Consider the following 14,407-nt stretch of genomic DNA (forward strand, 5'->3'; position numbering starts at 1 on the left):
ATAGAAAATGCGTTCGATTTACATGTGTCAAACATACTGTAAAAAATACCTATCAGGTAGAAAGGCGACTGAATTTTCTATTGGCACTTTTGTCTTAAAAAGATTGGATAAATCCGTTTTATTTAAAAATAGACATAACGAATAAATATATTTATATAGGCTCAGTGATATTTAATAAATTACATTAATATAAAAAATACATTAACAAATATTATATATATAAATTAAATAAAATTTAACAATGCTATTGATTGAAAGTGACCTGTTAATAGTTTCTTTTTTCACCAATTTTTTATTGGTTTAATAAATTATTGCTACGACATAATTTTTATGTGATATCGCCAATAATTCAAAGGGATTTGTAATGTTATGATTTTAATCCGATTCTTTCTTTTTTATAGGGATGTAACAATCATTGATAAACACGTTTAATGCGATCCACATAAAACCTTGAACGACTAACCATTGGCGTTAGAGAAAGATTGAAGTAGTATTGACGGGTCTCTTACAAAAAATTAACAAGCAAATGCGCAAGTGAAAGGAGAGGTTAATGGAAAGCAAAGTAGTAGTTCCGGCAGAAGGCGCTAAAATTACCATTGATGCCAAAGGCAAACTGAATGTTCCAAACAACCCAATCATTCCCTACATTGAAGGTGATGGTATTGGTGTTGATGTAACTCCAGCGATGTTGAAAGTGGTTGATGCGGCAGTTAACAAAGCCTATAACGGCGAGCGCAAAATTTCCTGGATGGAAATCTATACCGGCGAAAAATCTACTCAATTATATGGTAAAGATGTTTGGTTACCGCAAGAAACTCTCGATTTAATCCGTGATTACCGTGTTTCGATTAAAGGCCCTCTGACAACCCCAGTTGGTGGTGGTATTCGTTCTTTGAACGTTGCACTACGTCAACAGCTTGACCTCTACATCTGCCTACGTCCAGTTCGTTACTATAAAGGTACACCAAGCCCAGTTAAACAGCCTGAGCTGACTGATATGGTTATTTTCCGTGAGAACTCAGAAGATATCTATGCAGGTATTGAATGGAAAGCGGGTAGCGCAGAAGCAGATAAAGTCATCAATTTCCTAAAAAATGAAATGGGTGTCACCAAAATTCGTTTCCCAGAAAACTGTGGTATTGGTATTAAGCCTTGCTCAGAAGAAGGGACAAAACGTTTAGTTCGTGCGGCGATTGAATATGCGATCGATAATGGGCGTGATTCAGTTACTCTAGTGCATAAAGGCAACATTATGAAGTTTACTGAAGGTGCCTTTAAAGATTGGGGTTACCAACTAGCTCTAGAAGAGTTTGGCGGTGAATTACTTGATGGCGGCCCTTGGGTTAAAATTAAGAATCCAAAAAATGGCAAAGATATCATCATTAAAGATGTGATTGCCGATGCCTTCTTGCAACAAATTCTGCTGCGTCCAGCGGAGTATGATGTTATCGCATGTATGAACCTAAATGGTGACTATATTTCTGACGCATTAGCGGCACAAGTTGGTGGTATTGGTATCGCTCCAGGTGCAAACATTGGTTCAGAATGTGCGCTGTTTGAAGCAACACACGGAACAGCACCTAAATATGCAGGTCAGGATAAAGTGAACCCAGGTTCAATTATTCTTTCTGCTGAGATGATGTTACGTCACATGGGCTGGACAGAAGCCGCTGACCTAATCGTTAAAGGTATGGAAGGCGCAATCGAAGCTAAGACCGTAACTTATGACTTCGAACGTCTGATGGACGGCGCTAAACTACTGAAATGTAGCGAATTCGGCGACGCAATCATCAAACACATGTAATTTATTACGTGGTGTGATTAATAACGGGAGCTTAATAGTTCCCGTTTTTTATTGTCACATTTGAAGTGGTTATCAAAGATAGCCTACATTATCTACAGATAATTTATATCTTGATGACATCGTCCTAAGGGAAACTAGTATGAGAGTATTCAAGTATAGAGGTGGAGATAAAGATGTGTTTTCAAGGGATTTATCTTCATTAGAACAGGATTATTTTTGGTCCCCTAATTATGATAAGTTAAACGACCCATGTGAAGGTCTAGTATTAACAGATCAAGTATTTGATCAATTAGATGTTTTAAATAGTGCGCTTAGTAATACAAAACAAACCTCTTTAAATTCACTTGATTCATTAAAGGAAGCATTTAGTGATTTAATTGCTACTAAAGATAAGTCTGGAATTTACTCTTTGAGTAAGACTTTTACTGATGAATTGTTATGGGCGCATTATGCTGATAGCCATAATGGTTTCTGTATTGAATATGATTTAGATAAGTTGTGTGAATTTGAAGGTGCTAGATATTCTATTTTTGATGTCATATATCAAAATAAACCACCGATAATAAATGTTGACGATATATTTGCATCGGATGCGCAAAATGAAGTTATTCAAAAATTAACAAGTGTAAAGTCTAAGAGGTGGGACTATGAACAAGAAATTAGAATTATCACACCGAGTAAGGGTAAACAGTATTACGATTTCAGGGCTGTAAAGGCAATTTATTTTGGTTTGCGAATGTCCGAAAAAAAAATACGGTTGATCATGAAAACCCTTCAAGGAAGGGGAGTTAAATATTTTCAAATGCAGCTTAAATCTAATTCATACGAATTGACATATCAACGACTAGATGACTTGTATCCTACACAACAAAAGTACAAGTATTCAATTTCCCCTATTGATGAATATACTATTGATGTGCAAAACTTAGATAATAAATGGAGCAAATATAAACCTTATTTATTTAAATTAGCAGAGATAGTTAGAAGAGAACCATACTGTCAAGAAGTCACAATGGTTACTCTTGATACTACAAAAAGTACAATTGATAATCCTATTTTCTTTGCTCTATATAAGAGAGTGGAACATAAATACCTAAGAATGAGCTTAACTATCAATCAGATCGATGAACAATTCGCGTTAATTGAAGATTTAGATGAAAATTGGTGTAGCTTACATGCTAAAGCTTAATTAGTAACTCAGTCTCTTGAAAAGGACTTATGAACAAAAAGCACCTCACAATGTGGGGGGGGGTTATGACACTGTTCTTATCAATTGACCATGACATTCTATTTCTCGTATTGAGTATTGATAAGAAGTAGATGACAACGAATACCGTTGGCTTAGTTGTTTTATCAGTTATTTTGGTGATTTTTTATTGTCTGAAATCTGCAATTATCCTAGTATTTACGTACTTAACTTAACTTAACTTAACTTAAATATGAATATGGTGATGTATGAAAAAGGGAGTTGTAGCTGGTTTATTAACAATGGCTTGCTTTAATGGTTATACAGCGGAGCTAAATAATGAAACTAAAGCACCATTCGGCTTGAAGTGGAAACAAAGCTTTGAAGACGTCAATAAAAATGAAGATATCGATTTAAGAAATTGCAAAAGTATGCGCGAATATAAGGCATGCGATATCGATTTGTATTTTTCAAATGATAAAGCGCCTTTCACTCCGTGGACTATGAATGCCATACTGTTATTTAAAGATAACGAGCTGATTTCAGTGACAAATGGGTATCATGTGAGTGAATCTAAAAAGAGTGATTGCGGTAGCATACCTGAAGAAATTAAGTACCTTTCGAGTCTGGGTGTTGACACGACACAACTAACGGAATTAACAAAATTATGCGCCACTTTCGAAAATAAGGGTATAAAGAAAATCATTAAAACACACTATGGTACTGTCGAGTTTGTCGTCATGAAAGTTCCTTTTGGTGAAGTCATTGGTATCACCACTTATAAATTGGATAATCAATAGAATCTGCACTTCTACTCAGTTAATATTCCGATGCTCACTCTTGAATTGAAGTTGTGGAACAGCGTTAGAAGCTGTATTTTGCTTTATTACTGATAAATCATAAATTACTTGTGAATATGATGAAAAAAGCTCTCTCTTCAATTGCTCTGCTATTTGTACTTCCTTGTATATTTAGTGTCAGTGTTGCTGATACTAATAACAAAATACAAAAAATTGAAAAACTTCCTCAACCATACTCCGAGAGTGACTTATATGGCTATTGGTTTGATGCTTATAACACTCCAGAAATAAAAATTCTTAAACTTATGATACTAGCTCCAGATGGAGTTGCGATAGACTCATTATTGATTCAAGCAGGGAATGATGTCGAAGAGGTAAAGCAGGAATCTAGATGGCGTTTTGACCCAAAACCCAGTGTGCTAACGCAAGAAGTCACCAGCATGACTTATACAATCAATGGGAAAGTAGAACCAAAAGATCTTGGTAAGATAGAACCGGTAAAAGTTTCAGTTGTTATTCAGAAGAGTGGTGATGATATTTATATGGGTACCGTTTCTAGTGATGGAACATTAGAAATTTACCAAAAAATAACGAAAGCAATGAAAGATGAAATTCATAAAAAAGCACATGAAAATGTACGCGAATAAAATTCAATATCACTTTGATATCTTTCCCAATAATCTGACCGCACCGTTGATTGAGGGAAGTTCGAATTTTGAGGCGTGTAGCTTTAAGTAATTTTATTCAGACTCTGTTATCGAACGCTTCAATGCCGACAAACGTAATAATCAAAAATTGCTGACTAAGGCAAGCTGTTCTGGGTGGATAAAACCCAATATTCTCTTGTTTACATTTTTGCAAATGCACTTCGCTATTCCTTTAACCTTGGGTCATTATCTTTTGTCCACACGCGCCCACACATGTCACATGACCAGTTATTTTTATTTTTGCGTATTCCATAAAAATGACAGAAAGGGCATGTTTTAGGAGTGTATGGGGTCGGTCTCTTTTTGATCGCTTCTTTCATTTGCTTATCCATTATGCTGCTATTTGAATATAAGTTATTTTAACGTAATTTAATGGCTAGCATGGGATTTCATCAAGGAAATCTGTCGGTATTATTATCACTAGACGCATGCAAACTAGCGCTGTTGGTATCATTTATATATCTCCTGTTGTTAGCACCTTGAAAAACTTATAGTTTATCCCCATAGTTGATTGTACGTAGCGTTGGGTGATGTTTGATTAGTTGATTGATAATCAAGGGGGTTAAAAGGAAATATAAAAATTATGTTTTGGGGACTTGAAAAACGATTATGAGTTCCTATTTATATCATGGGTAGGTAAGAGACCCTTAAGTTTAATTAATATTGGAGGAGGAATTATGGCTAACATTAGACCTTTTTCATTATTTCCAACACTTTCTGATAATATACTTTCCAATCGATTTGACCAAATAGACCGTTTATTTAGTCAACTGACAGGAAGTAAGCCTATTTCATCGCCTATACAAACTTATAACCTCAAACAGGTTGATGATAACCGCTATGAGCTGACGGTGAGTGTTCCTGGATATCAAGAAAGTGATTTAACGGTTTCATTAAAAGGTGGTCGCTTATTGGTAGAAGGGAAAAAAGAAGAAAAAATTCAGGAAGATAACGAAAAGTGGATCCATCGAGGTATATCTCAAGGACAATTTACCTTACAGTTTGACCTCGGTAAGAATGTCCAAATAGAGAAAGCGGACCTATCCAGTGGGCTGCTCACAATTAATATTGAATATGAATTGCCAGAGGAGGAAAAACCACAAATGATAGCGATAGAGAATAAAGATAAGCAATCATCATAATAGGTTACATCAATATATTAGGCTGCACATATTGTGCAGCCTTTTTTATTCTTAGTTGGCGTCAATTATTGATGACTTAAACAGAAATGCATTCCCTTTGCAAGAGGAGATAATATAATCTTTATTTATATAATCAAAATAATCGTTTTTTATAAATAATCATGTCATAATCTTTTTGAATTAAAATTAGTTGTTAATGTCTAATTTTGATTGCATACCGTAAAGATAAAATACAGAGAAACATATGTACGCTAAAAATCTATTCTCCCTAAAACTGCTCCATCCTAAATATATTATAACATGGTTGGGAATCATCCTATTGTTTTTATTAGTTCAATTACCTTACAAATGGCTTTTGTGGCTTGGTGCATTTCTGGGGGAAAACTCGAAGTATTTTATTAAAAGAAGAGTTTCAATTATAAAAAGAAACTTAGAGCTATGTTTTCCAAATAAAAATAGTAAAGAAATAGATGATCTCGTTCATGAAAACTTACGATCTTTAGGTATTGCATTATTTGAAACGGGAATTGCATGGTTTTGGAGTGATAAAAGAGTTAAAAAATTATTTCAGGTAAAAGGAATTGATAACTACCAAGAAGCCATTGCGAAAAATAAAGGTGTCATTATAGTTGGCGTTCACTTTATGTCGCTGGAGCTGGGAGGGCGGATAATGGGTCTCTGTTTTCCTGTGAACGCTATGTATCGGCCGCATAACAATAAAGCGATGGAATATATTCAAACTAAAGGTCGATGCAGATCAGGCAAAGGGATGATTGATCGTAAGAATTTAAAATTTATGGTCCAAGAATTGAAAGGTGGGAAAGCAATATGGTTCGCACCCGATCAAGATTTTGGTAAAAAAGGAACGGTATTCGTCCCCTTTTTCTCAGTTCAAAATACCTCAACCTCAAAAGGCACATCAACACTTGCGCAACTGTCTCATTCTCCAACACTTACGGTAACACTGCTACGGAATAAAAATGGTGTGAATTATGATTTAGTGTTAGGTAAGGAACTGATTGATTATCCAACTAATGACACATTACGTGATGCGGCAACGATTAACTCTGTATTAGAAAAAGAAATCATGAAAGCGCCAGAACAGTATTTATGGGCACATAGACGGTTTAAAACAAGGCCAGATGGGGAACCTTCTCTTTATATTTAAAAGAGAGCATGATGATTTAAGGCGGATATCCAACTTTGACAGTGAAGATTATGGTTAAGTTGTCTAGGCAGAGTTTGAAGGTGTTTTTATGGACAATAATGAATAATCATTAATTTTATTAATGGACGTTATTTGTATGTTGGAAAATCCGTTTTGGTCATTAATATAATCAATAAAAATCTAGCTAGTTTAATTGACGTTTTGAGCATCTAGTCAGATGGTTACAGAGATTTCTTTATGAATAATGATGATAAAACCCTCATGTCGAGGGTTTTAATATTAAGTTAAGATAGTAATGCGTTATGGTCCTTCACCACCGGAATCAATACCACCTATTCCTGGCGTATAGTTGATACAAATTGCTTCGCCAGTGAGAGGGTCAATACTTGGATTTGGCGGACACCATGTTACCGTTTCAGTGGCATAAGCTGCGAAAGCTGATGAACAAAGAATAGTAAGTATAAGCAAGAAACTTTTCATGATAGTCTCCTCTGTTTGTGGGGGGTATGTAAATTTTATTATTAATAATATGCAGAGGATAAATCAGCTATTATTTATTGTGATGAACATCAATTAAATTTAGTTTTATTTAATTGATTGATTTTAAATGGCAATTAAAAGCCAATCGATAATTAGAATGAATTTTAAGGCGACATGAATATAAAACAAATGGCAGATTTTATTTTAAATTAAAAGTGAGAATAAGATTATTTTTAATAATAAGATGGTTGAAATAAAAAGAGGTATATAGCTTTAGGCTAAAGGCTTATTCTTCTGAGAGGCTATCTTGATAGGTGAATTCACTTAAAAAATTTCATGTGGCCTTAATAACCAACGGTATGATATGACAACAATTGGATTTAACATGATGACTCATATGTATTAAGGTTAATAAATTCTATTTTTATCAGAGGATTAAAATAGTCAAGCTTATAGTATTGAATACAAAAAGCAGTGCTATTGTTATATGCCCATAAAATCCTATTTGTTGGCTTTTGTTCGCGTTTTTTACCTATAATTAATTTTTTCATGGCATTTGTTGAAGAATAGACTTGAAAAGAATGTGCAATGACAAAATATGTATTGAATAATGTTTTTAAATAGATGGAAATTAAATATGAATAATATGAATTTTGTTCAACAGGCTCTTACAAGCGTACTTGGCAAAGAAATTGGCTCAGTTGCGGTTATTGAACAATATTTTTCACCGAATTACATCCAAATTGTTGATGGTAAGCAAATAGATTATGATGAATTTGTTGCTCATCTCAAAGTACTAAAAGAAGCCACCAATAGTATTACTATCACGATCAAATCTATTGCTGAAGGGCAGAACTGTGTTCATACTCAGCATATTGCACATGCAGAGAAAAAAAATGGAGAGGTGAGTGAATTTGAAGTGTTCGCTTGTTTCCATTTATCAGACGGGAAAATTATTCGTTGTGAAGAACTCACGAGAATGATTTCTGGCGCAAAAAGCGATGGTGATCTTGGTTCAAGAGTATAGTTATTATTGAGGAATACAACAAAATTATCGAGTGATGGTGAAGAGTAGGCACCATCACTCTGCGGGTGATTATGAAGGATAGTTTAATACTAACCCGACACCAACCTCTTGAATTTTAGTATATTTTGAAAGATGAATTTTAGCTGCTAAATCAGTGCAATGACAAGGATGTATCTGTTTAGCATCAAGTTGGCTAAAATAGTCACCAGTTTGGTTTAAGACTTCATCAGAAGCTTGTTGTAAATGGAACCCACCGATAACAGTGACTATTTTATCCATTTTGGTAACTTTTTTCGCATATTCAACGATATTACAAATACCTGCATGCGAGCAGCCTGTAATAACGATTAGGCCTTCAGACGTTTTAATCGCTAATGCACTGTCATCCCATACATAATCATCAATAGGCTGATTGTTATTATCAACTGTCGTACCAATAGGTTCTTTTCCTTCAAAAGTATTAGTTCTGGGAATTTGTCCTAAGAATATAACATTATCAGTCAGATAAAATGGCTTAACGGTTTCATGGTTTTCAAAATAAGCCGTTAATACAGCTTTAGGAATATTAGCGCCGATAACTTTATCACCAAAACGTTTGGGAAGAAGGGCATCTGGATGATAGATCAGACGTATTTTTTTGGGGAAAAGGCTGTTACGACGGTCATAGTGTTGTATTAAATGATTTAGCCCCCAAGTATGGTCATTATGTCCATGTGATAAGGCTAAGTCAGTGATATTTGCTAGGTCTATGCCCATTGTGTGTGCATTATCGATAAATATGTCTGAATAGCCAGTATCAAAAAGAATTTGATGTCCATCAGCATCAATATGATAGCAAACTCCGGGTTCACCACAAAAATAGCTATCAATAAGGGTATTATTATCAACAAGAACGGATATTTTTATTGTCATGTTAACTCATTATATATTTGGTTAATCTCTTATTAGCAACATCGTTATATCAGAATAAAGCCAAAAAATAACTTATTAAAAATGCTTTCTATGTGCAAGAAAATTACGAAGGTAGTGACTAATAAGCCACTACCCAGTTAAAAAATTAAATATTTTGAGTTCAAGTATTCTGTGCTTCTAATGTGTTAGAAGTCGCATCAAGGTGAAATATATCCATAATTTCTTTTAGTAATTCAGATTGTTTTTTTAAAGATTGTAGAGAACTCTGTAATTCCTTAGTCATTGTTGCATTAGCTTGGGTTGTATTGTCCAGCTCATTAATGGCAAGATGAATTTGTCCAACGCCGTGGGTTTGTTCAGTGGATGCATGAGAAATACTTTGGATCATATCATTAATATTGGATGTACTTTTCGCAATGGAAACAATATTGTCATTAGCATCCGCGGCAAGTTGAAAGCAATGATGAATTTTCTCATTCGAATTATCGATCAGCGTTTTAATCTCTTTAGAAGCTTGGTTACAGCTCATGGAAAGCTCGCGCACTTCATTAGCGACGACGGCAAAGCCTTTACCATGTTCACCTACACGCGCGGCTTCTACAGCGGCATTTAAAGCCAGTAAGTTAGTTTGAAAGGCAATATTATCAATTGTAGAGGTAATTTTGCTAATTTCTTTCGAAAAATCGACGATATCATCCATATTTTCAACTACATCAGAAATAAGCTCATTGCTTTTGTCAATCGTTATGCTGGTTTTCTCCATTAATTGGCATGATTCATGAGTATGGGCGCTATTAAGTTTAAAAGAGGAATCGAGTTCTTCTATACTTGCCGCAGTTTCAACTATTGCAGCTGCTTGCTGATCTGCTCTAATAGAAAGATCTTGATTCATTTGTGTAATTTCATTTAGTTCGTTTTTTATACTATGCGCGTTTGAATGGATATTCTTGACAATATCGATCAGTTTTTTTTGCATGTTAGAAACATGTGATTTAAGTAACTTTATTTCAGCAAGGCCTGTGTGATCAAAATTGTGGTAAAGAATGCCTTGGCTGACTTTTTCGATGCCGTCAATGACTTGGTTTAGAGGACGAATAAATAGATATTGAAGAATGAAGCGAATTAATAATGTGACTAGCGTTAGAATCACAATGACTGTAATGATACCTATAATGCTTTTTCGGTATAGCTGTTCACTCGCAACGGATATTTCATGATAGCTTTGATTGAGATTTTGGTGATAATAATTGAGGTTTTGTTCAAATGCATCTTGAAACTTTTGTGTCGGTTGATTCAAAAAATCATACGTTTTGCCTTGTACTAAAAAACTGGACAACTCTATTAGCGCGGTTCTTAGTTCAGTATAACTTTTATCTAACTCATTAAATATTAACTCATTTTTATTTTGTGATAAGCTGGCGAATTCTAGCCATTGCTGTTCTGTATCCTCTATTTTTTCATGAAATTGTTTGACTAAACTATCAACGTCAGTATTTGCTGTTTGCATTTTATTAATAACTAATAAATGTCTTGAACTTGCTCTATTTATAGTATTTCTCGCTTGTAAAAGAGATTGCCATGTCTTATTTAACGCGGATTGCTCTTGATAAATGTTGTCCAGTTTATCGACGGTTATTTGGTAGTTTTTTAGATAGCTAAAAAATAACCAACAAGAAGAAAGCAATAATACAATCAGTAATCCTGATAACAGCCAAATGAGTGTAGTTGTTTTAAGACCTGAAAACGAAAATCGGAAATTAGGTAATTTAGTTTTTTTTGCAATAGCAGACATCATTGATTATTTCCTTACATACTGTCGATAACATGCTTGAGCATGTACAAATAAACTACTTGATAGATATAAAGTGATGACCAAATAGATATAAACAATCTGGCAATACCTTATGGCAGTCGTACAGAAGTCAGGCGTAGGCACTAATCAAAGATATCGGCAAAAACAGTGTATACTTTATATTCAAAAGGAAAATAATTTAAATATATACAGAAGCTAACTTAATGTTATTAAAAATAACTTATTGTTTTAAAATTGTATTGCCCCATGTTCCTCAGGTAAACTTAACGTGACTCGATGCGGTATAAAATCGCTGAGTATTTTTGCTTGTTTAGCGATAATGACGTTCAATAATTGAATAACATGAAGAGGTCATAATGTTTTCATTATTTATAAAGTGCTCGTTAGGTGCGCTTGCAGTTTTAATTATTGCTTTATTATCAAAAAGTAAGGTGTTTTATATTGCTGGTTTGGTTCCTTTATTTCCAACTTTTGCATTAATTGCACACATCATAGTGATTCAAGAGCAGGGAGCGTTAGCTTTACGTAAAACCGCACTATTTGGCTTGTGGTCATTAATCCCTTATATGTTGTATTTATTAACAGTTTATTTGTTAGCGATGAAGACTTCAGCGTGGGTTTGCTTAGGCGTTGCAACCCTCAATTGGATTTTAGCCGCAGCCATATTGATCTATCTTTGGCAAATATATCAATAACTTTGCAAGCAATATAAGTTAATCTCTTATACAATAAGCAACAAAAGCAGATGATATAGGATTAAATTATTTTTTTAAGGTGATTATTTTTCTGTCGCAATTTGTTACAATTTACTATAATAAATCAGTTTACATTTCATAAAAATCACTGTGAGAAATATGTTATTAAGAAGCCTAGTGCTATTGCTTATTGTGGGTGGTGCCTATATTGCCGGTATTATGACTGATATCGCTCAGGTATCAGAATTCGACACTAAGAAAAAAATTGAAAATTCAGTGGAAGATTTTCTTGCTTATCCAACTGCGGCCCAATATAGAAACGTTAATTATCATATGCTGAACAAAACGGCAGATGGTGAAGAGACGGGGTATTATTGTGGGGAAGTCTTCGGGTTTAAGAATGAACTCCCTTACGGTTTCAAGCGCTTTATTGTTAGGTATCATAAAAATGCGGTAGGCAAAACGATGGTATCTATTCCCTTTGTTGAAGAAATAGATGACATTATTCCAAAAGAACAGTTTGAATTAGTGTGGGCGAGATATTGTCAAGATAACAATCAGGCTGATCTAACAGAAAATCAACCTGAATAATTTCAAATTAGGCGACTTTAATGGCGAGTGTTGCTAAGAAAGTCGGTAGATAATTATCGATGACAAATCGTGGATTAGGTTGCCAGTCTTCTAAAAAACCTGCGATATGAAAACCAGCATTTATTTGCCCACCAATTAGGTCAGTTAATGAATGACCAAAGACAAAAGCTTCCTCATTGCGTTGTTTCAAGCTAATTTGCTCTTCCGTAAGTACTTCTATTTCAGAAAAAGGCAGTTTATAAATAGGTTTAATCAATTGTTGTTCATGTAGCTGTGGATCACGATCACCAATAAACACAACAGGATTAAAAAAACTGGATAGCAATCTTCCCTGTGGTTTTAAGACTCGCTGACACTCTTGCCATACAGGATTGACATCTGGAATATAGAGATTTGAGATAGGGTGAAAAATAAGGTCAAAACTATTATCCGTAAATAGATGTAGGTCACGCATATCTCCTTGGACAGTTTCTAATTTTAGGTTATCTCTAATCGCAACTTGCCTATCTTGCTCTAATTGTTTGTCGGAAAGATCAAATACGGTCACATCCGCGCCAGCAGCGGCTAAAATAGGCGCTTGTTGCCCCCCAGCAGAAGCAAGACACAGGATCCGTTTACCTTTAATATCACCTAACCATGCTTTAGGTAGGGGAGAAGGGGTTAAATGAATTTGCCAATCGCCTTGTTTTGCTTTGGCAACCGTTTGTGAGTCAACAGGAATAGACCAAGGCTGCTGTTGCTGCGCTTGCTTATCCCATGCTTTTCGGTTGGAAGTTAAAAAATCAGTCATAAAAGAGTACTCCATAATACACATTTTTCTAATGTAACCGATAATGACGGAAATAAAAACAAAAAATGTACTTTTTAGTACATAAAATAACGCAAAAAGATCAGCGTGGCCTATTTATAAGTATCGAGCCATTAATGAGTGACAAGATAATAATCTACATTATTAAAAGTAAACTGAGCCACTTCCTGCATACCTATTTTTTGATGAGCAATTAAAGAGCGTTGATTACTGGCATTAATAAAGGCAATAGGATTTCCTGCATGCTTGGCACGAAGCGCATCAAAAAGTGCTTGGAGAATACCCTTTCCACGATAGGTCTTATCAATACATACAGGACCGTAAAACCAATTATTTTCCATTAACTCACTAAATTGTTGTGTAATATATTTAGCAAGAGGCGGCAGAGTGTCCGCATATGGGCTAAAACTGAATACAACACCAACGATGAAATTCTTATCATAAGCGACTATCGTATGGGTTGAGTGAGTAAACATCATCTTAACTTTACTTAATGGGTAATCCCCTAATAGTCCACCGCCTTGAGATTCTGAATTAGCTTGTAATAATTGAGCAACATTTTCACAATCGGTTATCTGCATTAAACGATATTGAATAGGCATGTTTTCTCCAAAGACGATTTGAATAATGATTAATATAGCAGGAGTTATCGAAATAAGATGATTGAAATGGCTTTTTTATGATGATGTGAAAATCGATTGTTATAGATTTTATTGTTATTCTCAGCATAATGTCATCATTATTTACTATCCGTTATTTTAAAATGCTTGCTAAATCTTATCCTATTTTATTGCTCATTATTTCGAATGTTTTTATGATGTTTGCGTGGTATGGACACCTAAAGTTTACCGATAAACCATTGTATAGCATTATTTTTTTTAGTTGGCTAATCGCACTTGTCGAATATTGCTTCGCTGTGCCTGCTAACCGCCTTGGGCACCAGTATTACAGTGCTGCGGAACTGAAAACAATGCAAGAGGTGATAACACTCTGTGTGTTTGTGATTTTTTCAGTTCTCTATTTAGGCGAAAGTATCACAATTAACCATATTATTGGTTTTCTTCTGATTTTTGCTGGCGCATTCTTTATTTTTAAAGGTCCATTCTGACGTCTTGCTTAATAAGCGCTCTGTGTCATGAGAAATGTGCGATATTGGCTAAAAAGTTAAGCTTGAGTATGATGTTGAATAACATGAAGGAAAGAGGGATAGCGTTGCAAGAGAGAAGTGTTATACCTTGCTGACCCTTACAGGAACAAAATAAAGATAAGCGTTG

15 protein-coding genes are annotated in these 14,407 nt (G+C 34.7%); 10 read left to right on the plus strand and 5 right to left on the minus strand.

Annotation, left to right across the window (positions count from 1 at the left end; genetic code table 11):
* Positions 1-550 precede the first annotated feature (550 nt).
* The 6 genes from icd (at position 551) to lpxL (ending at position 6,807) form a co-directional block, all read left to right on the plus strand.
* A complete protein-coding gene (gene icd / locus M1F03_RS09020) occupies positions 551-1,804 on the plus strand; it encodes an NADP-dependent isocitrate dehydrogenase (protein WP_154622573.1) in 1,254 nt (417 codons plus the stop codon).
* Positions 1,805-1,943: 139 nt separating this feature from the next.
* Positions 1,944-2,993 carry a DUF2971 domain-containing protein gene (locus tag M1F03_RS09025; protein ID WP_251464062.1) on the plus strand — a complete coding sequence of 350 codons (1,050 nt, stop codon included), beginning with the start codon at positions 1,944-1,946 and terminating at the stop codon, positions 2,991-2,993.
* A gap of 266 nt (positions 2,994-3,259) precedes the next feature.
* Positions 3,260-3,790: a hypothetical protein gene (locus M1F03_RS09030; RefSeq protein WP_251464063.1), complete on the plus strand. Its 531-nt coding sequence runs from the start codon at positions 3,260-3,262 to the stop codon at positions 3,788-3,790.
* Positions 3,791-3,906: 116 nt separating this feature from the next.
* A complete protein-coding gene (locus M1F03_RS09035) occupies positions 3,907-4,437 on the plus strand; it encodes a hypothetical protein (protein ID WP_251465284.1) in 531 nt (176 codons plus the stop codon).
* 737 nt (positions 4,438-5,174) lie between these two features.
* On the plus strand, positions 5,175-5,639 hold the full coding sequence (locus M1F03_RS09040; RefSeq protein WP_154622569.1) for an Hsp20 family protein: 465 nt from the start codon (positions 5,175-5,177) through the stop codon (positions 5,637-5,639).
* Positions 5,640-5,883: 244 nt separating this feature from the next.
* Complete coding sequence (gene lpxL / locus M1F03_RS09045) at positions 5,884-6,807, plus strand: LpxL/LpxP family Kdo(2)-lipid IV(A) lauroyl/palmitoleoyl acyltransferase (protein ID WP_251464064.1); 924 nt, start codon at positions 5,884-5,886, stop codon at positions 6,805-6,807.
* Between the two features lie 300 nt (positions 6,808-7,107).
* Here the strand turns inward: lpxL and M1F03_RS09050 are convergent, their stop codons facing one another.
* Entirely contained in the window at positions 7,108-7,287 is a 180-nt protein-coding gene (locus tag M1F03_RS09050; RefSeq protein WP_154622787.1) for a hypothetical protein, read from the minus strand.
* 637 nt (positions 7,288-7,924) lie between these two features.
* Here M1F03_RS09050 and M1F03_RS09055 point away from each other — a divergent pair.
* Positions 7,925-8,314 carry a nuclear transport factor 2 family protein gene (locus M1F03_RS09055; protein ID WP_196713174.1) on the plus strand — a complete coding sequence of 130 codons (390 nt, stop codon included), beginning with the start codon at positions 7,925-7,927 and terminating at the stop codon, positions 8,312-8,314.
* A 69-nt stretch (positions 8,315-8,383) separates the two neighbouring features.
* Here the strand turns inward: M1F03_RS09055 and M1F03_RS09060 are convergent, their stop codons facing one another.
* Positions 8,384-9,226, minus strand: a complete 843-nt coding sequence (locus M1F03_RS09060; RefSeq protein ID WP_154622864.1) for an MBL fold metallo-hydrolase — start codon at positions 9,224-9,226, stop codon at positions 8,384-8,386.
* Positions 9,227-9,386: 160 nt separating this feature from the next.
* Positions 9,387-11,021: a methyl-accepting chemotaxis protein gene (locus M1F03_RS09065; protein ID WP_251464065.1), complete on the minus strand. Its 1,635-nt coding sequence runs from the start codon at positions 11,019-11,021 to the stop codon at positions 9,387-9,389.
* Positions 11,022-11,395: 374 nt separating this feature from the next.
* On the opposite strand from M1F03_RS09065, the gene M1F03_RS09070 reads away from it, so the two are divergent.
* Both M1F03_RS09070 and M1F03_RS09075 read left to right on the plus strand, forming a co-directional pair.
* Positions 11,396-11,734, plus strand: a complete 339-nt coding sequence (locus tag M1F03_RS09070) for a GlpM family protein (RefSeq protein ID WP_251464066.1) — start codon at positions 11,396-11,398, stop codon at positions 11,732-11,734.
* Positions 11,735-11,893: 159 nt separating this feature from the next.
* Entirely contained in the window at positions 11,894-12,325 is a 432-nt protein-coding gene (locus M1F03_RS09075) for a hypothetical protein (protein WP_154622867.1), read from the plus strand.
* 7 nt (positions 12,326-12,332) lie between these two features.
* Here M1F03_RS09075 and M1F03_RS09080 read toward each other — a convergent pair whose 3' ends face one another.
* Entirely contained in the window at positions 12,333-13,115 is a 783-nt protein-coding gene (locus tag M1F03_RS09080; protein WP_251464068.1) for a class I SAM-dependent methyltransferase, read from the minus strand.
* A 131-nt stretch (positions 13,116-13,246) separates the two neighbouring features.
* Complete coding sequence (locus tag M1F03_RS09085) at positions 13,247-13,735, minus strand: N-acetyltransferase (RefSeq protein ID WP_196713172.1); 489 nt, start codon at positions 13,733-13,735, stop codon at positions 13,247-13,249.
* A 161-nt stretch (positions 13,736-13,896) separates the two neighbouring features.
* On the opposite strand from M1F03_RS09085, the gene M1F03_RS09090 reads away from it, so the two are divergent.
* Positions 13,897-14,241, plus strand: a complete 345-nt coding sequence (locus tag M1F03_RS09090) for a DMT family protein (RefSeq protein ID WP_154622869.1) — start codon at positions 13,897-13,899, stop codon at positions 14,239-14,241.
* The last annotated feature ends 166 nt before the right edge of the window (positions 14,242-14,407 follow it).

Source organism: Providencia sp. PROV080, from assembly GCF_033688105.1.
Taxonomy (GTDB): domain Bacteria; phylum Pseudomonadota; class Gammaproteobacteria; order Enterobacterales; family Enterobacteriaceae; genus Providencia; species Providencia zhejiangensis.

Excerpts from the sequence above, each read along its gene's own strand:
- M1F03_RS09055 (WP_196713174.1), top strand. The coding sequence starts at position 7,925 with ATGAATAATATGAATTTTGTTCAACAGGCTCTTACAAGCGTACTTGGC.
- M1F03_RS09035 (WP_251465284.1), top strand. The coding sequence starts at position 3,907 with ATGATGAAAAAAGCTCTCTCTTCAATTGCTCTGCTATTTGTACTTCCT.
- M1F03_RS09075 (WP_154622867.1), top strand. The coding sequence starts at position 11,894 with ATGTTATTAAGAAGCCTAGTGCTATTGCTTATTGTGGGTGGTGCCTAT.
- M1F03_RS09080 (WP_251464068.1), bottom strand. The coding sequence starts at position 13,115 with ATGACTGATTTTTTAACTTCCAACCGAAAAGCATGGGATAAGCAAGCG.
- M1F03_RS09070 (WP_251464066.1), top strand. The coding sequence starts at position 11,396 with ATGTTTTCATTATTTATAAAGTGCTCGTTAGGTGCGCTTGCAGTTTTA.
- M1F03_RS09085 (WP_196713172.1), bottom strand. The coding sequence starts at position 13,735 with ATGCCTATTCAATATCGTTTAATGCAGATAACCGATTGTGAAAATGTT.
- M1F03_RS09060 (WP_154622864.1), bottom strand. The coding sequence starts at position 9,226 with ATGACAATAAAAATATCCGTTCTTGTTGATAATAATACCCTTATTGAT.
- icd (WP_154622573.1), top strand. The coding sequence starts at position 551 with ATGGAAAGCAAAGTAGTAGTTCCGGCAGAAGGCGCTAAAATTACCATT.
- M1F03_RS09025 (WP_251464062.1), top strand. The coding sequence starts at position 1,944 with ATGAGAGTATTCAAGTATAGAGGTGGAGATAAAGATGTGTTTTCAAGG.
- lpxL (WP_251464064.1), top strand. The coding sequence starts at position 5,884 with ATGTACGCTAAAAATCTATTCTCCCTAAAACTGCTCCATCCTAAATAT.
- M1F03_RS09030 (WP_251464063.1), top strand. The coding sequence starts at position 3,260 with ATGAAAAAGGGAGTTGTAGCTGGTTTATTAACAATGGCTTGCTTTAAT.
- M1F03_RS09050 (WP_154622787.1), bottom strand. The coding sequence starts at position 7,287 with ATGAAAAGTTTCTTGCTTATACTTACTATTCTTTGTTCATCAGCTTTC.
- M1F03_RS09040 (WP_154622569.1), top strand. The coding sequence starts at position 5,175 with ATGGCTAACATTAGACCTTTTTCATTATTTCCAACACTTTCTGATAAT.
- M1F03_RS09065 (WP_251464065.1), bottom strand. The coding sequence starts at position 11,021 with ATGATGTCTGCTATTGCAAAAAAAACTAAATTACCTAATTTCCGATTT.
- M1F03_RS09090 (WP_154622869.1), top strand. The coding sequence starts at position 13,897 with ATGCTTGCTAAATCTTATCCTATTTTATTGCTCATTATTTCGAATGTT.